The sequence below is a fragment of the Solibacillus sp. CAU 1738 genome, from assembly GCF_039888725.1.
Taxonomy (GTDB): Bacteria; Bacillota; Bacilli; order Bacillales_A; family Planococcaceae; genus Metasolibacillus.
This window is the reverse complement of the sequence record NZ_JBDQQN010000001.1, coordinates 1,007,273-1,029,089: the sequence shown is the minus strand read 5'-3', so window position 1 is coordinate 1,029,089 and position 21,817 is coordinate 1,007,273. Positions and strand designations below refer to the sequence as shown.

17 protein-coding genes are annotated in these 21,817 nt (G+C 31.1%); 5 read left to right on the top strand and 12 right to left on the bottom strand.

Going from position 1 to position 21,817, the window contains the following annotated elements:
- A partial coding sequence (locus AAFN87_RS05060) for an IS110 family RNA-guided transposase (protein ID WP_347789925.1) occupies positions 1-902 on the top strand: 902 nt, incomplete at its 5' end.
- A 193-nt stretch (positions 903-1,095) separates the two neighbouring features.
- On the opposite strand, the gene AAFN87_RS05055 is transcribed toward AAFN87_RS05060, so the two are convergent.
- Together AAFN87_RS05055 and AAFN87_RS05050 are read right to left on the bottom strand one after the other, a co-directional pair.
- The gene (locus AAFN87_RS05055; RefSeq protein WP_347789924.1) at positions 1,096-1,809 is read right to left on the bottom strand and encodes a hypothetical protein; all 714 of its coding nucleotides are present in this window, start codon (positions 1,807-1,809) and stop codon (positions 1,096-1,098) included.
- Positions 1,810-2,523: 714 nt separating this feature from the next.
- A complete protein-coding gene (locus tag AAFN87_RS05050; RefSeq protein WP_347789923.1) occupies positions 2,524-3,147 on the bottom strand; it encodes a site-specific integrase in 624 nt (207 codons plus the stop codon).
- A 78-nt stretch (positions 3,148-3,225) separates the two neighbouring features.
- On the opposite strand from AAFN87_RS05050, the gene AAFN87_RS05045 reads away from it, so the two are divergent.
- From AAFN87_RS05045 to AAFN87_RS05030, 4 genes are all read left to right on the top strand, one after another.
- Positions 3,226-3,537 carry a response regulator gene (locus AAFN87_RS05045; protein ID WP_347789922.1) on the top strand — a complete coding sequence of 104 codons (312 nt, stop codon included), beginning with the start codon at positions 3,226-3,228 and terminating at the stop codon, positions 3,535-3,537.
- Positions 3,534-3,827 (top strand): LytTR family transcriptional regulator DNA-binding domain-containing protein, encoded by a 294-nt coding sequence (locus AAFN87_RS05040; protein WP_347789921.1) that lies wholly within the window; start codon positions 3,534-3,536, stop codon positions 3,825-3,827. The genes AAFN87_RS05045 and AAFN87_RS05040 overlap by 4 nt, the downstream gene beginning before the upstream one ends.
- Positions 3,828-4,130: 303 nt before the next feature.
- Positions 4,131-4,409 carry a 4'-phosphopantetheinyl transferase family protein gene (locus AAFN87_RS05035; RefSeq protein ID WP_347789920.1) on the top strand — a complete coding sequence of 93 codons (279 nt, stop codon included), beginning with the start codon at positions 4,131-4,133 and terminating at the stop codon, positions 4,407-4,409.
- 4 nt (positions 4,410-4,413) lie between these two features.
- Positions 4,414-4,833: a 4'-phosphopantetheinyl transferase family protein gene (locus AAFN87_RS05030; RefSeq protein ID WP_347789919.1), complete on the top strand. Its 420-nt coding sequence runs from the start codon at positions 4,414-4,416 to the stop codon at positions 4,831-4,833.
- A gap of 374 nt (positions 4,834-5,207) precedes the next feature.
- Here the strand turns inward: AAFN87_RS05030 and AAFN87_RS05025 are convergent, their stop codons facing one another.
- The 10 genes from AAFN87_RS05025 to AAFN87_RS04980 all read right to left on the bottom strand — a co-directional run bounded on the left by AAFN87_RS05025 (position 5,208) and on the right by AAFN87_RS04980 (position 21,716).
- Positions 5,208-6,353 (bottom strand): dihydrolipoamide acetyltransferase family protein, encoded by a 1,146-nt coding sequence (locus tag AAFN87_RS05025; protein WP_347789918.1) that lies wholly within the window; start codon positions 6,351-6,353, stop codon positions 5,208-5,210.
- 14 nt (positions 6,354-6,367) lie between these two features.
- On the bottom strand, positions 6,368-7,333 hold the full coding sequence (locus AAFN87_RS05020) for an alpha-ketoacid dehydrogenase subunit beta (protein WP_481886449.1): 966 nt from the start codon (positions 7,331-7,333) through the stop codon (positions 6,368-6,370).
- Positions 7,334-7,362: 29 nt separating this feature from the next.
- A complete protein-coding gene (gene pdhA, locus AAFN87_RS05015; protein ID WP_347789916.1) occupies positions 7,363-8,430 on the bottom strand; it encodes a pyruvate dehydrogenase (acetyl-transferring) E1 component subunit alpha in 1,068 nt (355 codons plus the stop codon).
- Positions 8,431-8,511: 81 nt separating this feature from the next.
- On the bottom strand, positions 8,512-9,555 hold the full coding sequence (locus tag AAFN87_RS05010; RefSeq protein ID WP_347789915.1) for an HAD-IIIC family phosphatase: 1,044 nt from the start codon (positions 9,553-9,555) through the stop codon (positions 8,512-8,514).
- 26 nt (positions 9,556-9,581) lie between these two features.
- A complete protein-coding gene (locus AAFN87_RS05005) occupies positions 9,582-10,715 on the bottom strand; it encodes an acyl-CoA dehydrogenase family protein (RefSeq protein WP_347789914.1) in 1,134 nt (377 codons plus the stop codon).
- Between the two features lie 14 nt (positions 10,716-10,729).
- On the bottom strand, positions 10,730-10,999 hold the full coding sequence (locus AAFN87_RS05000; protein WP_347789913.1) for an acyl carrier protein: 270 nt from the start codon (positions 10,997-10,999) through the stop codon (positions 10,730-10,732).
- Positions 11,000-11,030: 31 nt separating this feature from the next.
- Positions 11,031-11,876, bottom strand: coding sequence for a 3-hydroxyacyl-CoA dehydrogenase family protein (locus AAFN87_RS04995; protein ID WP_347789912.1), 846 nt, complete (start codon positions 11,874-11,876; stop codon positions 11,031-11,033).
- 94 nt (positions 11,877-11,970) lie between these two features.
- Positions 11,971-12,915, bottom strand: a complete 945-nt coding sequence (locus AAFN87_RS04990) for an acyltransferase domain-containing protein (protein ID WP_347789911.1) — start codon at positions 12,913-12,915, stop codon at positions 11,971-11,973.
- A 101-nt stretch (positions 12,916-13,016) separates the two neighbouring features.
- Positions 13,017-13,712, bottom strand: coding sequence for a thioesterase II family protein (locus AAFN87_RS04985; protein ID WP_347789963.1), 696 nt, complete (start codon positions 13,710-13,712; stop codon positions 13,017-13,019).
- A 57-nt stretch (positions 13,713-13,769) separates the two neighbouring features.
- Complete coding sequence (locus AAFN87_RS04980; protein WP_347789910.1) at positions 13,770-21,716, bottom strand: non-ribosomal peptide synthetase; 7,947 nt, start codon at positions 21,714-21,716, stop codon at positions 13,770-13,772.
- Positions 21,717-21,817: the final 101 nt, after the last annotated feature.

Sequence of the window (21,817 nt, the reverse complement as noted above, 5' to 3'; positions counted from 1 at the left end):
GTGAAATGTATTACAAAGAGGATTTAGAACCTCAAAAAAAGCGTGGTGTGCAGTTATTAAACCTTCGGCATCTGACAAGGCAACATGAGAACATGACGGGAATTATGGTTCAAACTAAGCTCCAATTCCAAGCAGTATTAGATCAAGTATTCCCTGAATACAAAGGTGTTTTTGGAAATTTATATGCCGAAGTTTCATTAAAAGCTTTACAAACCCTCCCTACCTCCGAGTCTGTCTTAAAGGCTGGTGTGGAAGAAATTGCCCAGTTTATTAATAGGCATTGTAAATCACGTTCAATTGATTGGGCGTATGAAAAAGCAGAGGAATTAATTGTAGCTGCAGAACGCAATCCATTTCAATCAACCCTGTATCATAGCCTTCTTGTCAGTTTGAATATGTATATAGATTTACTTCAAGCTTACCACCAACAACTTTCGACGTTGGAGCGTGAGATTGATGAATTGGCGGTACAACTTAAAGAATATGAACTACTCCAAACAATTCCCAGTGTAGGTGAAAAAATCGCTGCAACGATTATTTCTGAAATCGGGGAAATTGATCGGTTTAGTCACCCCAAAAAGTTAGTTGCCTTCGCAGGACTTGATCCAAGTGTGTTTGAATCAGGACGCTTTAAAGGTACAAAAAATCATATTACCAAACGTGGCTCAGCTAGGCTTCGCCGTATGCTTTATACAGCTGTTCGCTGCTCTATTCGTGATAGCCGTAGAAAGAAAACAACCGATGAAACCATTGCACGAAATAAAAGATTAAGAGCCTTCTACGATTTGAAACGCGAAGAAGGTAAACCCTACAGAGTAGCTATTATCGCCTGTGCTAATAAGCTCTTATACTGGATTTATGCGATGTTAAAAACAAAAACATCATTCCAAGAAACTCTTTAGTAACAATAATTTCAAATAAAATACAAACCTTCCAAATTGAATTCGGAGGGTTATTTGAGTTGTGCATTTTTTGTATAGCATGAGGTGATTTTTAATTTAAAAGATTTTTATTGACAATCTATTAGCTGGTTTAGTTTAATAAGGAATTTCCTAAATAGATAAGATAGATGTTTATTGCCTTTTGCACTTTTAATTACTTCACTATACCTTTCCCGTCCCGCCTTATCCAAACCGTGTCATCTTTTGTAATCTGCACAATATCAATATTTCCACCAACTGTTTGCAGCTCCTTACTTTTATCCACGTTTTCTTTCATCACTTCCGCAATGACGTTATACGTAAATGCAATAAGCTCGTCATTACTTTTTTGTATGAGTGCGGCTGCCATCTCGTCATAACTTATTGTTGGATGTTGGTCGGTAAATGTAATCATATTACTAAAAATTTGCTCATGGTCACTCCCGCTAAATCTAAAACCATACTCATCTATAGGGATTGGATAATTTTTAATATGTTCGCCGTTTTTGAATTCCATCGATACGAACACTAAATTCCCTTCCTCCGCGCCACCTAGATGGATTTGAGTCGTAAATCCAGCAAAATAACTGCAAAATTTTCTTATGACATATTCAATCGTATCAGCTATCGTCATGTATTCACTATTCGGATAATGCTCCAATCCGTAAACTAAATCATTAATATCCATATATCGAGAAATAATCTCGTTCGTGTCCTTATTGAAAATAACACGCGTTAAGCTGCCAGAAAAAGAGATCGCCACTTTATTCGGTAAAATGAATATTTTCCGACATTGATCATTGTGGACCGGGGTATTTTTCCATGACGCCCTACTATCAATTGCCATAATAATGGAATCCTTGCCCTTTACGTTTAACGCAACTGTCATTAAACCAATCCCCTTTCCCAAAAGGTATGTCTATTTTATGATTTGGCGTCAACAAATATCATCAAGGACGTACCGAAGCTAGCGAAATAACCAACTATTCTTGCCTTAACGTTGTAAATTGCATAAATATGATGGGACCCCATACACACAAGTCTTTTTGTTATTCGCTGTTAAGTAATCATTCATGGCTTTCAAGAGTGTTCCCTAACTTTTATTTAGGAGCCTTTTTTGCATGACTTTGTATAGCAAAAAAATAGGTCCTGGCTCCCATCAACATCCCTCCACCAATACCGATAAAGGTACCACAGAGACCCCCTACCTATCCAGACAAAAGATTTTTAATACAGATAATACAGAAAAACAAAAAAAGAGTAATACAAACCACTTGTTTACTCTTTTGTCCGCAATTTGTCCGCAATTTGTCCGCAATTTGTCCGCAGAATTATTTTTTTGTGCTATTTTTATTTAACTGTATTGATTTTGCTTGGTTCCAAAAACCTTATTAAATCAGACTTTTTTAACTTAATTGAATTCAGTTTAACTCAGTTTATTTAACCAGATAAATTCGACAAGGTGGGGGTCGCTGGTTCGAGACCAGTCGGGACCATCATTTTCCATAGCCTGTAAACGTTGATATAACAGCGTTTACAGGTTTTTAATTTCGGAACACTTCCTGTAGTAAATCTCAAATTTTAGGTAATGCTCACAAATTGCTCACGAGATTTTTTTCAGTGCTTTTTCAAAAACTTCCGCTAAATCATTATCTTCATTTGGAACGAGGTGAGCATTGGTATCTAACGTAATTTTAGCATTCGCGTGACCTAAACGTTTTGACACCTTCACCACATCAACACCCTTTGAAATTAAAATGGATGCATGTGTATGACGGAAATCGTGAAATCGAATTTGGGTTACGTTTGAAGTGATAATCAATCTTTTCAACGCCCGTAACACATTTCGAGGATCTTGTTTTGACCCTGTTTCCGTACAAATTACAAAATCCTCATCCTGATATAGTTCACCAAGTTGTTCTTTCCAAATTTCTTGTTGTTTGCGATATTTAACTAACTCTTTCCCAACCATATCTGAAATTGGTACGATTTGATTTGATTTTCGAGTCTTTGTTGACGTTAAAATATAACCTTTTTTCGGGATATATGCTAATGGACGTTGAACACTAATCGTTTTATTAATAAAATCAATATCGCTCCATTTTAAACCTAAAATTTCGCCTCTTCTCAATCCTGTATAAATCGCAAGCATGAAAGTTAAATAATGCCTTTCTCCCTTACAATGTTCAAGAAACGTGTCGATTTGTCCTAAAGACCAAATTTTCATCTCATCTTTTATCACAGCAGGTGGATCAGCATCATTAACCGGATATTCAAGCAATGGTAATAAAAAGAGAGGGATTAAATGAGAGTCGCAATATGTGAGGATGATCAATATCACCGAGAGTTAATATTTAATGCGATTAATAATTTTGCGCTTTTTCATGAACTAAGCATCGAAATCGTATTTTGTACTGATAATCCAAATAAGTTGCTTCAAATAATACAATCTAAACAAATTGATTGTTATATACTCGATATTGAACTAAATGAAGTCAAAAATGGTATGATTATTGCAATTGCTATTCGTGAAAAAGATCCACTTGCACATATTATTTTCGTTACAACACATGCACTTGATTTTATAGTGAAAAATTACCCGAACAAATTAAGGTGAAAGTTATTGAAGCGTTGCAAGCTGCTTTCGCGAAATATCAGAAGATTGGTGAACTAGATCAATCTAAATGGTTTCAAATAAAAGTAGTTGAAAAGGTGAAGAATATTAAATTACAAGATATCTACTTTATTGAAACATCCCCTGTGCCACACAAACTAGAACTATACGAAAAAAATGGCTGTCATGTATTCTATAGTACATTGAGAGAACTTGTTTATCTAGGGGATAACTTTTATCGTTGTCATAAGAGCTACTTAATTAATTGGATAATGTTATTGAATTTAATCTGATGGATCGCTTTGTGATTATGGAGAACAACGCTAAATGCCCTGTCTCATTTCGATTAATACGTGAACTTAAAAAAAGACTAACAAATATCAAATAATAAAATATACAACATTGAATTACTTTTTATAAGTTGCTGAATGGACGAAAGATATTGAAAAATAATTAATAAAAATGAGTGTCTAAAAGCAGTTTCCAACTGCTTTTAAAGCTTGAAAACCCAAATCTATAAATAAGAAAAATTGTATTTTCAAGCTTTAATAAGCTAGAATAAATATCTACAATAAATAGTAAAGGATTGATATAAAATGATTGAAATATTTGCTGTCAATTTTAATAATCCTATTCATTATTCAACATACGAAAAACTTATAAAATTATTACCACAAACTAAACAAGCCAAGCTAAAAAAATTTACTAGAATAGAAGATTCGATGAGAGGTCTTGTTGCTGAAATATTAATCCGAAATATTATTATAAAAAAAAAACTTAGTAATAATTATCAATTCGAGTTTGCAATTAACCCTTACGGAAAACCATATTTACATGGAATAGAGAACTTTGATTTTAATTTAAGTCAATTCTGAAGATTTGGTAATATGTGCAGTAAGTAGTAATCAAATTGGCATTGATATAGAAAAACAAAAGATTATCGATATAACGATAGCACATCAATTCTTCACAAAAAAAGAATGTGATTACATTTACTCTTTAGAAAACCATCAATTAAATCGCTTTTTTGAAATATGGACTTTTAAAGAAAGCTATATCAAAGCATTAGGACTTGGTCTATCTCTTCCGTTAAACTCTTTCTCGATTATAAAAGATAGATTTAATCAAAATTTTATAATTGAGTCCCAATCTCAAGGCATAGAATTTTATCTAAAAAATTATTTAATAGATTCAAACTATCGGATTGCAGTTTGTGCGCGTAATAATGTTTTTCCTCATATTAAATACATTGATTTTGAGGATTTGGTGATAGAAGCTTTAAATAATAACTCGATCTAAATAAAATTCATTCCAGAATGGTGTTTCACTCTACTTTAAGGAGTTTAACATAGTCCTTTATATTAATATCTTTTATAAAAATCTCTATACTGTTCGATTTAAAAAAACAAAAAAGTAACTTTAAAAAAATTATTTTTATACTCACAATTCATTCTTTGCTAAATTGCAATATTAAATGCAACAACCGATAAACCTTGATAAATTGTTATTTTCCGAAAATATGACCAATAAGAATGGATTTAGAATGAATTGCTGGCTACTTTACATGGAGTAGTAGCTAATCATATTCACTAAAACATCTTAGAATAACATTAGTTATCAATAAAAAGCTCTAAAAACCTGTTAGAAAAACAGGTTTTTAGGATTGAAATATATTAACTTACAATAAATAAATTTGGGTTTTCTAATATTTCCTTGAAACGATTAGTAAAAGTCACTGCTGTTACACCGTCTGCAACGCGATGATCAAACGAAAAAGATATTGTCATTATTGAACGAATATGGATTTTATCATCTTCTCCCACTACAGGTGTTTTTTTTGTTTTATGAAGCGCTAGCAATGCAGTTTGAGGGTAATTAATAATCGGTGTTGCGCCTATACTTCCATGCATACCAACATTACTAATAGTGAACGTACCATGCATTACATCCAGTTGGGGGAGTTTTCCGCCACGGGCTTTTTTTACCAGCTCTTTTGATTCGGAATTGATATTTTTTACTGATTTTTTATTAGCATATTTAATCACTGGTACAAGTAGTCCTTTTTGTGTATCCGTAGCAATACCAATGTTTATGTCTTCAATAAGATAAATAAGTTCTAATTCTTCATCAAGTTTCGAATTAAAAATAGGAAAGTCTTCTAAAGCCATTGCAGCTGCTTTTACAAAAAAGGCTGTAAAAGAAATTGATTGATACTTTGCCCCTACTTCTTCCTTAATTTCTATTAGTCTCGTAACATCAATTTCCTCAAAATGAGTCACATGAGGAATCATCCGAATTGATTTTTCTATATTTTGGGCTATTTTCTTCCTATTCCCATCAAAAGCTATTGTCTTTTTATTTTTCGGAACACCTTTTATTCTATCCTGATTTTCACCACTTAGGTTGTTTAGAGAATTTAATACATCTTGATCCATTACTCTCCCAGCAGCCCCTGATCCTCTAATCTTTGTAATATCCACATTATACGCTTTAGCAAGATTTCTGGTAGAAGGTGAAGCCAGAATACTATGGTTTTCCTTATTATTTTCATTCTGTTCGTTATTCTTATTACTAGCTTCTCCATCTGTCGATTCTATCATTAACATAACAGTTCCTACGGGAATAGTGTCACCCTCAAGTTGAAAAATATCTCTCACAACCCCAGATGTAGGAGAAGGTATATCTACTGCCATCTTATCGGTTTGAACTTCAATAACGGACTGATCCTTTGAAACAAAGTCCCCAATTTTTACATAATAATGATTAATTGTAGCTTCTGATAATCCCTCACCTATATCGTATAGTTTTACCTCAAACATAACTTTCCTCTTTTCTAGTAATTGATTACTTTTTCAACTGCATTTATTATGCGGCTCGCTGAGGGTAAATACTCGTCTTCAAAGGAGAAGAATGGGACAGGAGTATCAAAACCTGTTATTCTTTCGATTGGAGCCTTTAAATATAAAAAGGAAGTATCATTAATCAAAGCAATAATATCACTGCCTACACCTCCAGTTTCATGACCCTCATGAATGATAATTGCACGTCCTGTTTTTTGCACCGACGCCGAAATTACATGTTGATCTAATGGATATAGCGTTCTTAAATCTACTACTTCACATAAAATGTTATTTTCTTCTTTTAATTTATCAGCAACCTCTAGCGCAATTGGGACCATCGCTCCCCAGACAATGATAGAAACATCCTCTCCATCTTGTAAAATATTTGCTTTCCCAATTTCAACAATGTACTTCTCTTCGGGGATTTCCTGTCGAAAAGATCGATAGTTACGCATTGGTTCTAAAAACAAGACAGGATCAGGATCTTCAATACTTGCAATTAACAACCCTTTTGCATCATAGGGATTAGAAGGACAAACAACTTTTATTCCAGGCATATGTGTGAAAATCGCCTCAATGCTATCAGAATGAATTTCGGGTGCTTTAACCCCTGCTCCATATGGTGCACGTATAACAATTGGCACATTATAATACCCCATCGTTCTAGATCTTAGTCTTGTTGCATGTGTCATTATTTGCTCGTATGCTGGATAAATAAACCCTAAAAATTGAATTTCTATAATTGGACGGTATCCATTAACAGCCATTCCGATCGCTGTTCCAACAAAACCAGCTTCACTTAGGGGCGTATCAAAAATTCTTTTATCCCCAAATTCTTCAAACAATCCTTCTGTAGCTCTAAAAACTCCACCGTTCACGGCCACATCCTCACCTAATACAATAACTTCCTCATGTTCTTTTAACATAATTCGCATAGCATCTGTAATAGATTGAACCATTGTTAATGTCACTGTTTGAATAGCAGATTTCAATAGTTTTTACCCACCCTTGCGTTTATATATTTTTCGCGCTGTCTTTCTAATATCCACGTCGGAGTATTAAATACATAGTCTATTACATTATTCGGATTAGGTTTTGGAAATGATTCTAGCGCTAGAATTGCTTCTTCTATCTCATTGTCAATTTCTTTTTCTAATTGAAGCATCCAGTCATCAGAAAAGGTATAATAATTTTTCATAAACCGTTCCAAACGTAAAATCGGATCGAATTTACGTTTTTTTTCACTTTCTTTTTGATCCCGATACTTGCTTGGATCATCTGCCGTAGTATGTGCCCCGTATCGCCATGTAACAGCCTCTATCAATACGGGACCACTTCCCTTTCGAGACTCTTCTAGGGCTTTTTTTGTTTCGAAATAAACTGAAAAAACATCATTTCCATCTACTCTAATTCCTTTTATATCATAAGCAAGAGATTTCTGAGCGATGGTTTTCGTATTTGTTTGCTTTTCGTAAGGAACTGAAATCGCATAATAATTATTTTGGCAAAATAGAATGACAGGTGCGTTTAGGACACTTGCATAATTAAGCCCTTCGTGGAAATCTCCTTCAGATGTTGCTCCATCTCCAAAATATACAATTGCTGCATTATCGGTTCCTTTTAACTGTTCAGAGTAAGCTAGACCCACAGCATGTGGAATTTGAGTTGCTATAGGAACACAAGGGGGAAATATTTTGCGATTTTCTGGAGGAATACACCCTTCATTTCGCCCTTTCCAAAATAATAAAGAGTTTAATAATGATTGGCCGAAAGTTATTGATGCTCCATGGTCACGATACGAAGGAACTAACCAATCTTTATCGTTTAATGCTAGAGCACTCCCGACTTGCGATGCTTCTTGCCCTTCATATGGTGCATACGTACCAATCCTACCCTGTCTTTGTAAACTTACTGCCTTTTTATCAAACGCTCTAGTTCTCAACAAGTGATAATAAAATTTTTCTACTAATTCTTTTGTAATGAGAGATTCGTAATCAGTATTTAAAAGTATTCCATCTTCACATACCACTCTTCTAATTGAAAAATGTTGTTCCAAACAATCCACCACCCTCGTTTATTTAATCACTTCAAATCATAATTTTTATTTTGACAACAATTAAAACTTTTATCTTTTATATTAATAAGCGTTTAATTTTATATAATTTGGTATAGGCTGAATGTCTATACAATCATTTTCAAATAATACTAAATCATCACTTTCCTTAATCTCTTTGAATCCAGAAAATTTATAAGTCATATACATCATTCGATTTTTACTGGTTGGAACGAATTCAGCACGTAGTTGAACATTTGCATTTTTAGCTAGATGCATTACATAATTGAGCATAACCGTACCAATTCCTCTCGACATAACTCTGCACGACATAAGTAACAGCTTTAAAGTCCATACATCTTTGTCACATTCGAGCAGAACAACTCCTACTTTTCCATATGTCCCATACTTATCATTAAGATCAGCTATTAATAATTTATGTTTTTTGGATTTTACAAAACTTCCCAGTTCTTCATATGAATAAGTATATCCTGTTGCATTTAACTGATGGGTCCTTACAGTTAATTCCTCTGCTCGCTGTAAATCACCATCATCGACCGGAGATATAGAAAGTACCATATTTAGGGATTCCAGAAATTCCTCTTTTGCACCTTCATAACTTTCTTCTATTTTATTGCGTTCTATATCACTTAAATACATGCTTCTTCTATTCTTAGAATCATTTGTGAGAAAACGTGGATTCATTTCAGGTAGATCAAGTAAGTTACTTAAATCAGTTGCATCTATACACATTACTTCTGGCACAGTAAAACTTACTTCTTCTCTTTCGAAGGGCTGATCGTCTATAAATGCTAAAGTATCAAGTCCAATATTAATTGATTTCGCTATCTTTTTAATAGAAGCTCCCTTTGAATTCCAGTTAATTTGGGGATAAATAAAATACTCCTCAATACCAAATTCTTTAAGTTTCTCAATTGCTAAATGATGTTCATTTTTACTTGCAATAGATTGTAGTATCCCCCGTCTATCGAATTCTTCTAAAATATCTTTTATATCTTCACGTAATTTAACATTCTTATCTTCAAGTAAGACACCTCGCCAAATTGTATGGTCAAGATCCCAGACAACACACTTTACTTTTCTTTCATGTGAATCCATCTCTACCATTTCACACCTCCTATAACAATTCCCTCTTATTTGTGTCCCATAATATTTTTAGCAATCAAAATTTCATGCATTTGAGTAGTTCCTTCAATGACCTCATTAATCTTTGCATCTCTATAATATCTTTCTACTGGGTATTCTTGGCTAAACCCGTTAGCCCCATGTATCTGCAATGCATCACCAGCAACCTTATTTATCATTGTAGAAGCAAAGTACTTTGCTTTCCATGTCTCTATAATTGTTTCGGGGTCCCCAATTTCCTTCAGATAGCCCGCATTTAAACACATTAATCTCGCAGCTTTTACATTAACAACCATTTCTGTAATCATTTTTTGGATTAATTGATTTTGACTCAATGTACATCCAAATTGTTTTCTTTTATTTGCATAAAGTACACTTTCCTCAATACATTCTTGACCAATACCAACACATCCCCAAGCAATTGTATATCTGCCATAATCTAAACAAGATAATGCGACATGAGACAATCCAGTGCCAGCTCTACCAATCATATTTTCCTCAGGAATATAGCAATTATCCATGAATAATTCTGCAATCATAGATGCCCTTACACCCATAAGTCCGTGAATTTTTTTAGTTGAAAAGCCTTGTCTATTTTTTTCAACTAAAAATGCAGTCGGATTACCTTCTAATTTTGCAAAAACAATAAAAATATCTGCTATTTGACCCATGGTAATCCACTTTTTGCTACCATTTAAAATGTAATTACCATCTGATAAGACGGCAGACGTTTCTATACTTTTAGCATCGCTGCCTATTTTGGGTTCAGTTAAACCAAAAGCTCCTATTATTTCACCTTTAGCCATTTTAGGAAGCCAATATTCCCTTTGCTCCTCTGTACCCCACTTTTCAATCGCAACTGCTACCATACCATGTACTGTCAACAAAGCTCTTGTTGATGAACACCCTCTTCCAACTTCCTCATTAAGTAATCCCAAAGTAATCATATCGTAGCCTAATCCACCATATTTCTCAGAAATTGTTGCCCCTAAGTATCCTTTCTTTGCAACTTTTTCTACTAGTTCTGTAGGTAAATATTCAGTTCGATCATTCTTTGCAGCAAAAGGAATTATCTCAGTTTTCACAAAATTCCTAAAAGATTCTTGATATTTTAATTGTTCTGCTGTAAATTCTATTTTCATGTTTGCACCTTCATTCAATCAGTATTTACTTCATTTAAATTAGTTGTTTCAGTGTGCTTTTTGTGAATAAAAGAGACTATTGAATTAATAGTTCTGAAATTAGCTAAATCTAAATCTTTATTTTCTACCTTTAAATTGAATTCTTTTTCAATAAACATAACTAACTGCATTGAAAAGAGTGAATTGACAAATCCTGTCGAAAATACATCTTCATCATCCGTCAATTCATAATTTTTAGAAAATTTAGAAATGTAAGATTTTATTTTTATCTTGGTTTCAGGCATTTTATTAATACTCCTTTTGTCATATATTTTTTTAATAAGAATAGAATCCTTGTCCACTTTTCTTACCGTATAATCCTGCATCAACCATTTTACGTAATAGAGGACAGCATCGATATTTTGAATCTTGAAAGTTTTGATATAAGACATCGAGTGAATTAACAACAGTATCGAGTCCAATTAAATCAGCTGTTTCAAGTGGTCCCATCTTATGTCCGTAACACTTTTTAAATATATTATCTACATCTTTAGGTTCTGCTACTTGATCCTGTACAACAAAAGCTGCCTCATTCATAAAAAGATGAGAGATTCTGTTCGATACAAAACCAGGTAAATCATTAACTATAATGCACTCTTTACCAATATGTTTTAGAAGTTCCTTTGTTCGAATAATTGTATCCTCAGATGTATGGTATCCTTTAATAACTTCAATAGTAGTCATAAGCGGTACTGGATTCATAAAATGTGTTCCTATAAACTTCTCTGCCCTGTTGGTTAATGCCGCTATTTTAGTAATCGGAATACAAGAAGTATTAACTAAAAAAATACAGTTATCTGGACAAATTTTATCTATCTTTTCATAAACAAACTTTTTTATCTCCCATATCTCAGGAACATTTTCAACAACAAAATCTACTTGTTCTAATAGTTGATAATCTGTAGAGAACTTAATCCTTGACAAAATTTTTTCCGACTCTTCGACTATCTTGTTTTTATTAAATAATGTGTGAAAACGAACATTTTGACTTATTTCTTTTTTTGCATAATCTAATTTTTCCTCAGAAATATCTAATAATATGACAACTAACCCCTCTTGAGCAAAATTCTGAGCTACTCCTATTCCCATGGTCCCTGCTCCAATGACGGCTATTTTCCTCATAGTTAATTGCCCCCTCTCCTTATACTAATTATTAATAATTTTCAGAATATTTTTTTGCATTTATTGCAACCTGTATTATTTATGTTTAATAAATTTAACCATTTAATTGTACGTTTTTTAACCTTAAAATTTTTCTATAGGAAAAGAACTTACAATCTGTATCTATTACTCTCGATATTTTAGTAAGTGAATCATCGAGACTCACTTCGACAAAACTAGTTATATCAAACTCAATCACTTTTTCAATTGAGTTTTTCCAATTCATTGGACTTGGCGTATTTTTCACGAGTTCATTCTTCAAATCAGGAGCTCTTTGAAGAATTTTTTGATTAAATACAGAAATGATCGGTATTGTACTATCCTCAATCTTTATTTTTTCAACAAAATTTATAAATTTATCTATCCCTTTTTCAGCATATGGAGTATGAAATGCATAGGGAACATTTATTTTTACAGTCTTTATAGCTCCCTCTTCTTCAGATTTATATAAAATTTTGTTTATACCACTTATATCTCCAGCTATCACAATGCAGTACTTACTATTTTCACTTGCAATCATTACACTTTTTGACAAGTTATTATTTGTAATTATATTTTCTACTTGTTGGTAATTTAATCCTATAATAGTAGCCATACTCTCTTCTTGCCCCGAAGTATTCTTTGGGTATTCATATATAGATTGCAACATATGCAACCCTGTTTCAAAAGAAATAGACTTTCCACATACCATTGCTGTAATTAAACCCATACTATAACCTAGAAATATTTCAGGTTTTACACCAAGTGAAATATATTTATCATATACTAAATTATCACAGGTATAAATTGCTATCCAATCATTAAAAAAATGGTCGTATTTAGTTTCCTGAGAATGACATATATAGTTCCATAAGTCTAAATCTAATTCACTTTCCACAATTGAACAATATTTGCGCAATAATTTTAATTGCTCTTCATCTAGTAAATTTAATAAACTTTGATAGTCTGAGCCAACTCCTTGAAAAAGAAACGCATTTCTACTCTTTAAATAATCCACCATTTCCCTCCTTAAAGTTAACTTCCTTTTTCTATTGGCTTATTCATAGCAATGATAAAGTTATCATCAATGCTATGAATAATTCTTATCTCCAATGTATGTGATTATGTGTTTAATAAGTTATCTTCAATTATTTGAGCTATATTTTTAATATTATTGTTAATAAAAAAATGGTTTCCTTTTAAATCGTATAATTTACAATCTTTATCACATAAATAATCCCAACTTTTCTTTTGATAGAAATCAATATTATCATCTATCCCATTTAAAACTGAAATATTACATTGAATCTTTTCATCCCTTTCTTTGTAAATATAATTTTCTACTATTTTTATATCATTTTTTAAAATTGGTAAAATAAACTCCAACAATTCTTTCGATTCTAATACCTCATCAGCAATTCCTCCCAACGCTATGATCCTATCCATAAATTCTTTATCAGACATCTTATGACTAATAACGATATTACCTTTTACATTAGGAGCAAATCTTCCTGAAAAAAATAAATGCTTTGGCTTTCTTATGTTGGTATTAATGATTTTATAATATAGTTCATATGCTAGAAGCGCTCCCATACTATGTCCATATATTGCATAATCTTCTTGTTGGATATTATCATGTATTTGACAATAAATATCCTCCACCGCTTCGTTTAAATTTTGATAAAAACCTTCACAATACCTTTTTCCTCTACCTTTTAATGTAATAGCATTTATTTCTATATCTCGATTTATATAATTTCCCCAATTACGGTATACCAACTCCGACCCACCAGCATATGGCAAACAAAATAAATACATCACCCGTTCCCCTTTATGTTTAACATGTTTTAGTTTTCAAGGATCCTTAGCATTGAATCACCTTAGAAGCGTTTTAAGTTCTTCTAATATTTTAAAAGGTTCACTTATAGCATCACCTTTATCAATTGCATCTTGATTTAAATGAATTACAATACTGTATCCTTTATATTTATAAAAAATATTTTGAAACCCAAATCCATGTCCTTCATGTCCTAACAACTCATTTACCTTAAAAATACCTAACCCCATCTTCACCTCATAGTCTGTTGGATAATTTATTGATATATCTATAAAGTCATGGAGTATTTTCTTGTTTCTTAATAACACTCCGTCTACAAATGCATCAAGCCATTTAAGTAGCTCACTTGCATTAGATATCATACCACCTGAGGCCCAACTTGCACTTAATGCTAAATTCGTAACGTCTTTTTTCTCCGGATTAGTATAACATCTACTGAAAATATCTAAATTTGGCAACTCATTTACTAACTTCGTTTGTTTAAGTCCTAATCTATTACATATTCTATCTTGAATATTTTTTTCAAGACTTACACGGGTAATTTTTTCAATGATTAAGCCTAATAAGATATATCCAGTACTAGAGTATATCCAAAGGTTATTATTAAAGCTCTGATTATAAGGTATAGATAAACCATTAAACAATAATTCTTCTTTTGTCCATTCCCTATTACTTTCTATATATTTAATAAAATTAGGATGTTTTACGAAGTCTTGTATGCCACTAGAATGATTTAACAAATTTCTTATGGTAATGTTATTAAGATTCTCTTTTTGATATTGGTCTAATATTTCTGGAAGAATATGAGTAACAGAATCCTCTAAATCCAAAAGCCCCTCTTCCACTAACTGTAAAATAATAGTTGCTACAAATGTCTTTGTTATACTTCCTATTTTAAAATTAGTATCAGGCTTCATATTTATTTTTCTCTTTATATTTGCAAAACCTTTAGACATAACAGTACTCTCTCCATCAGGAGTCTTTATTCCCAAAATCAATCCTGGAGCATTGTATTTATTTAAGAAAAACGCTAAATTATTGTCTATATTTAATTGCGTTTTATCTAAAGATATAAATTCTAATAAAGTATCTCTATAAATTTTAGTTAAATTCGCTATCGTTTCAGATTTATGTGTTTTAGTATTATAAGTTACAAATATTTTTAGTTTTCCTTCGCTGATGTTACCGTTTAATTCCAACTCAAAATGTCTTTCACTTTTGTTATTAATACTACGCCCATATTCTTCTTCAATTATTTCAAATAAACCATTCTCATTTTCCAAATCTGTTTCACCATGGTAATTAAAACAAATTTGAGGAGTTATAAGCCAATCAATATCTTTTTTACTTTCGTCGTCAGTTAAATATTTTAGAATATTATAGCCTATACCATTTTTAGGTATAGCATTTCTCAACAAGATAGTTCTATTTAAATAATCCATCAAATTATTAGATTCTGGGACTTCTAGAATCATAGGGTAGATAGATGTAAACCATCCTATTGTTCTCTGAATACTTACATCATTAAATAAATCTTCTCGCCCATGCCCTTCAAACATAATTGCATTTTCCTTATTCCCAGTCCATTTTTGTAAAACATAAGACAATGAAGATAGTAAAACATTAACAATGCTTGTATTGTATGATTTTAAACATTTTTCCAACAAGGCTCTAGTTTCCTCAAGATTAAGAGATATTTCAAAAGTTTCACTATCACTCATCGTATTCGTATCGTGATTAAAATCTAGAGGAATGCTATTTATTCTTTTTTTAATATTTCCCCAATAGGACATTTCTTTTAATAACTCTTCACTATTACTATATTCATAAAGTTTTTCAGACCACTCTTTGATTGAATTAGTTCGATGAGCAATATTAAAATCATTCTTAGATAAAAACTGATTATATAAGTTTTGGATATCATTTAGTAAAATACCCCACGATACAGTATCAATAGCTAAATGATGAATTAAGATGTATATATAATCAAAACTGTTTGTTTTGAATACAATTGTATTTATCATTGGGCCTAATTTCAGATCTACAGATTTTTGTAATTCAACTATTTTGTATAAAGCAATTGATTTGTCCAGTTCTAAATCATCAAGGTAAACAACTTGATAATTAAAAGGATAATCTGATTCTACTATCTCCCCAACTACCTCATCGTTTACTGTTGTAAAGTTCATTCGTAACGAATCATGATGCATTTGTACTTCCTTTAAAATATCACTCAGTACATCCACATTTATTTTTTCATTGCATTTTAAAAAAGTTGCTTGATGAAAATGCTCTGGGCTAATTTTATATGAATCAAAAAACCATTTTTGAATCGGAGTTAACTTGAACTTACCATGAGCAGGTTTCATCGATTCTGGGTTTGTTTCAAGTGAATTAATGACTTCTGCAATTCTTTTAATGGTTCTATATTTAAAAATATCGCTTAGTTTTAATGTTAAATTCTTCTCATTTAACATATAAATAAATTTAATTGCTTTTATAGAATCTCCACCTAAATTGAAGAAATCATCGTTTATCCCTATTTTTCTATGTTCAAATATCTTTTTCCAAATATCTACCATTAAATATTCATATTCATTTGAAGGTTCTTCGTACTGATCTTCTTTTAAGAATATATCACCCTTTACCCCCTTTAAAAACGCTCTATCAGGTTTCCCGCTTCGATTTTTAGGAATGGACTCTAGCTGCATATAATAAGAAGGAATCATATATTCTGGTAACTCTTTCGATAAAAAACTTCTTATTTCTGAAAGGGTCATTTTTTTATCAGCTACTATATAACATGATAGATTGTATTCTAGCGTTTGATCCTTTATAGCCATAACTACTGCTTCTTTTATATGTTTATTTAGCAACATTCTTCTTTCAATTTCTTCTAATTCTATTCTATAGCCCCTAATTTTTACCTGATAATCTTCTCGACCAATATACTCTAGATTTCCATCTGGTAACCATCGTGCAATATCGCCTGTTCTATAAATTTTTTCACTTTCATTAAAAGGATTAGGAATAAATTTTTCTCTCGTTAATTCTGGATTATTTAAGTATCCCCGTGCTATGCCAATACCACCAACACAAAGTTCACCATGAACTCCTACAGGTTGCATATTACCGTTTTTATCTAAAATATAGATTTTTGTATTATATATTGGTCTTCCAATTGGTATTTTTCTAGTATCTTTGTATATCCTATTATCTGTCCAAGCTGTTGCACATACAGTAGTTTCAGTTGGTCCATAGGCATTTACATACCGTACCTTTCCATTCCACTTATTAAATAACTCGTGATTCGATTCAGAACCTGCTGTTATTAATATTCTTAAATGCTCTATTTTATTTGAACTTAAATTTGAAGCATAAACTGGAGGCAACGTAGCTACTGTTATTTTATTTTGATTCAAAAATGCTTCAAAGGCATTTACATCATTAATTACATGTCTAGGAACAATATATAGTGTTGCTCCTGTTAATAATGTCATGGCCATTTCCCAAACTGCTGCATCAAATGTAATATTTGCAAATTGTACAATGTTATCTTTATCACAAACATTATACTCATTTTCAAAATAGGATTTTAAATTAGCTAAACCTTTATGTTCAACCATTACTCCCTTAGGCTTTCCAGTAGACCCTGATGTGTAAATAATATACGCTAAATCATTTATTTCATTTATATTATTTAAATTTTCAATATTACCTTGAAATACTCTGTCGTCCGAAATATTGACGATTTCTTTATCTCTAAATAAATCAATATTTGTATTCTCCTGTGTTACGAGGATTTCTATTCTACTATCTTCTAGAATATATCGTATTCTCTCTTCAGGGTATTCTGGATCAATCGGTAAATATGCACCACCGGCTTTTAGTATTCCTAATATACCTACTACCATTTCTATAGACCGATTGATAAAGATACCAACTATAGTATCTCGTTTTACTCCCTTATCCCTTAACATCCTTGCAAGCTGATTAGACTTATTATTAAGTTGGGAATATGTTAAGCTATTATTTTCGAAAGCTACTGCAATTTGATTAGGTGTTTTTTCTACTTGTTCTTCAAACAATTGATGCATTGTTTTATAATTGTTAAACTCTATAGTGGTATCATTAAATTTGCTTATTTTCTCTTTTTCTTTTTGATTTAATATGCTAATACTCTGTAAACTCTGTTCCGTATTTTCTATAATCGAATATAAAAGATTATTAAAACAATCTTTCATTCTTTCGATTGTTTCTCTTTTGAAAATTTTTGTATAATATTCAAATTCACAATAAATTTCATTTTTTCCTTCAGTTAAATCTAATGTCAAATCAAATTTAGATGTTCTACTTCTATAGTTGTATCTTTTTACCTCTACTCCTTCAATTTCAAAACTATTTTCTTCTAAATTTTGATAGGCAAACATCGTATCGAATAAAGTATTTCTACTTGTATCTCGATTAATTCCAAGCTTTCCTATTAACTCATTAAATTGATAATCCTGATTATCAAAGGCTTTCAAAACTGTTTCTTTTATTTCTTTTAAATAACCTTTAAATGTATTGTTTGCTTCAGGATAACTTCTGATTGCAACAGTATTTACAAACATTCCTAACATATTTTTCAGATCAAAATGATTTCTACCGGACATTGGTGTCCCTATAATTAAATCTTCTTGGTTTGTAAACTTTGATAAAAGCGTCGAATAAGCAGCAAGTAAAACCATATACAACGTACAATCATTTTCTTTTGCTAGAGTTTTTAGTTTATTCGTTGTATATTGATCAATTTTAAAAGTGATAGAATCTCCTTCAAAGACAAATTTATTTGGTCTTTTATAATCCAAAGGTAGATTCAATATCGGTAATTCATCTTTAAATAAATCAAGCCAATATTTTTCTTGGGTCTTGATCTGATCATTATTAGAAATCTCCTTTTGCCAAGCAGAATAATCCTTATATTGTATTTCATTCATCATGAAATCTTCTTCATTAATATAATTAGCTAATTGTTCGAATAAAATATTAATGGAAGTACCATCAGCAATAATGTGGTGAATATCAAATATTAGTATATGCCGATTATTCTCTACAGTAATGATTCCTACTCTTAATAAGGGAGCTTTCTTCAATGAAAATGTTTTTGCGAATTGCCTAATCTTCTTATCAATTTCCTTTTCATTTACTACATGTATTCTTTCTATTTCAAAATCAATTTCATTTATATCATGAATTTTCTGAACTATATCTCCTTCCATTACATCAAAACTAGTTCTTAGTATTTCATTTGTTTCTATTTGCTTCATTAATCCTTTTGTTAATTTTGAAACGGTTAAATCCCCTATTACTTCCATTACCTCTGTAACATTATAAACATTACTTGCTGTATCTAACTCTTGCATTAGGTAAATTCTTTTTTGAGCTGATGATGCTTCATAGTAGTCCTTTTCTTGTACCTTACTAATTTTTCTATACTCTATTTTATTTAGTGAAGCTATATATGAGCCAATATCTCTTATATTTCCAAGCCTGAAAAAATCTTTTATTGAAATTTCTACATTCAGCTCTTTATGAATTCTTCCAATCACATTTATTGCATTTAAAGAATGCCCGCCCACGTCAAAGAAACTATCATTTATGCTTACCATATCATTTATCTTTAAGATATCTTTCCATATTTCACATAGTTTTTTCTCTATATAGTTCCTTGGAAGTTCATATTCCCTTAATTCGTTTTCATCTCCCAGCTGTAGAAGCTTTTGCCTATCAACTTTTCCGTTAATAGTTAGTGGTATTTTTTCTACTTTAATGAGTTTTGTTGGCATCATATAACTTGGCAATAAATCTTTTAATTTTTCTCGTAAGAAATCTTTACTATAATCACTCTTTGCTACATAATATGCATATATATATTTATTATCTTCTATCTCTTTTATTAATACGACCGCTTCAGTAATATCATCGAATTCTAATAATGCATTTTCTATCTCGCCTAGCTCTATTCTAAATCCTCTGATTTTAACTTGATGATCTATCCTCCCAATAAATTCAACATTTCCATCTGGAAGCCATTTTACTAAATCTCCAGTTTTATACATCACGCTATCTGGTTCAAAAGGATTTTTTACAAATTGAGTTTCTGTTAAATCCATTCTATTTAAATATCCTGATGCTACTCCCTCTCCCGATATACAAAGTTCACCTGGTACCCCTATCGGTTGTAATTTATTGTTTTTACCGATAACATATAATTTTGTATTAGAAATAGGTTTACCAATCGGAATATCTTCCTCTTCTATATCATTTATTGGATAATAAGTTGCATAAATAGTACACTCCGTTGGACCATATATATTAGTAATTTTGTCAGGCCCTAAAAAATGGAATGCTTTCATGGCGTGTTTTAAAAATATTTTTTCTCCACCTGTATATATTGTTTTTACATTTCGCAAAGATTTCAAATTCAAATCTACTAAAGAATGGAATAACGCAGTTGTTATAAACATAAAAGTTATTCTTTCTTTTACTATCAATGAACCTAGGGATTCCATATCGAGAATTTGATCTTTTTCAGGAATTACAAGTCTTGCGCCATTTAATAAAGCACCAAAAATATCCAAAACAGATCCATCAAATACAAAGTTCGATAACTGCAAGATGATATCATTTTCGTCGGTATTCAGATTTTTATTAAAAACCACACGACTAATGACACTTGATTGTTTTATTATTGTACCTTTAGGTTTACCTGTTGATCCAGATGTATAAATGATATATGCCAATTCATCTCCTTTAAATAGAGTATTGAGGTTATTGGCATTTAATTTATTAACTTTGTCTTTAACATCAAAATTTATTATTTTACAACCTAAGTCAAATTTATTCAATTTCTCTTGCACTAACAATACTTCGCATTTCGAATCCTCTATTAAATATTTTATCCTTTCCTCTGGGTATTCATAATCAATAGGTAAATACGCTGCACCAGATTTCAGTATTGCTAATATTCCTATAATCATCTCTGGCGATTTATCAGCAATTAATCCAATAATATCTCCTTTTCTAACGTTATTTTCCTTAAGTCTATGTGCGAGAATATTTGCTTTTTCATTAACTTCCTTATATGTCAACTTTTCATTTTTATAAACAATTGCAATATGATTCGGATTATTTTCTACCTGTTTCTCAAAAATTTCACTTAATGATTGACTTTTAGGAAAAGGGATACTTGTATTATTAAATTCTATTAACTTATTCTTTTCCTCTTCACTAATAATATCGATATCATTTGTTTTTATTGTTAAATCATTTAGTACCTGTTGTAGTATATTTACAAATATATTTTTTAGAATGATGACCTGGCTTTCCTCGGTATAATTAAAACTATAAAATTTCAAAAAAATCGAATCGCCTTTTACACTGATCCCCATTGTAATATCATTATTAGGAATATTTAAAATATTCTCTATCTGGAAATCACTATGTAATTCTTCCATAATACAAAACACATTAATTTTCTCGTAAATATTGTTACTTTTATACAATTGCTCTAAAGGATAAAATTGATATAAAAATGAGTTAAACAGTATATCTTTTTCCTTTAAAAGAACATCTTTAAAATCTAAATCTGTATTTAATAATTGTTTTGATAAAAGATATTCTATATTTGGTTTTCTTTCTTCATCTTTAAAATATTGTGGAATACCAACTGCAAAATGTGAGTATGAAAACATTCTAAATAAGGAAATTTTTAAAACTGTTAATACTAATGTATATATCATTACGTTTTTGTCTTTTGTTAAATTTTTTATTTCATTTGTCATTTCTTTACCAATATTAACTTCTAAAATATAAGATTCATTGTTTTTTTTATTTTGCTGAAAAACTAAACGTTCAAACTCAAAAGCTAACATTTCATTCCAAAAACTTTTAGATTTATTTATTACATCATTTACTTCCTTCACTTCATTTACTACCTTCATACAAACTCACTCCTCCTTTTATTTTCTTGAGTTTGTGAAACCTTTAATTCAAGATGGACCTTGGTATGGGATATACTATATAAGCTGTATATCCCATACAC

Bases quoted from the DNA above. Each gene is read 5' to 3' on its own strand.
- AAFN87_RS05005 (WP_347789914.1), bottom strand. From the start codon at position 10,715: ATGAAAATAGAATTTACAGCAGAACAATTAAAATATCAAGAATCTTTT.
- AAFN87_RS05020 (WP_481886449.1), bottom strand. From the start codon at position 7,333: ATGGTTCAATCTATTACAGATGCTATGCGAATTATGTTAAAAGAACAT.
- AAFN87_RS05025 (WP_347789918.1), bottom strand. From the start codon at position 6,353: ATGTTTGAGGTAAAACTATACGATATAGGTGAGGGATTATCAGAAGCT.
- AAFN87_RS05045 (WP_347789922.1), top strand. From the start codon at position 3,226: ATGAGAGTCGCAATATGTGAGGATGATCAATATCACCGAGAGTTAATA.
- AAFN87_RS05035 (WP_347789920.1), top strand. From the start codon at position 4,131: ATGATTGAAATATTTGCTGTCAATTTTAATAATCCTATTCATTATTCA.
- AAFN87_RS05010 (WP_347789915.1), bottom strand. From the start codon at position 9,555: ATGGTAGAGATGGATTCACATGAAAGAAAAGTAAAGTGTGTTGTCTGG.
- AAFN87_RS04995 (WP_347789912.1), bottom strand. From the start codon at position 11,876: ATGAGGAAAATAGCCGTCATTGGAGCAGGGACCATGGGAATAGGAGTA.
- AAFN87_RS04980 (WP_347789910.1), bottom strand. From the start codon at position 21,716: ATGAAGGTAGTAAATGAAGTGAAGGAAGTAAATGATGTAATAAATAAA.
- AAFN87_RS04985 (WP_347789963.1), bottom strand. From the start codon at position 13,712: ATGTATTTATTTTGTTTGCCATATGCTGGTGGGTCGGAGTTGGTATAC.
- AAFN87_RS04990 (WP_347789911.1), bottom strand. From the start codon at position 12,915: ATGGTGGATTATTTAAAGAGTAGAAATGCGTTTCTTTTTCAAGGAGTT.
- AAFN87_RS05050 (WP_347789923.1), bottom strand. From the start codon at position 3,147: ATGAAAATTTGGTCTTTAGGACAAATCGACACGTTTCTTGAACATTGT.
- AAFN87_RS05055 (WP_347789924.1), bottom strand. From the start codon at position 1,809: ATGACAGTTGCGTTAAACGTAAAGGGCAAGGATTCCATTATTATGGCA.
- AAFN87_RS05000 (WP_347789913.1), bottom strand. From the start codon at position 10,999: ATGCCTGAAACCAAGATAAAAATAAAATCTTACATTTCTAAATTTTCT.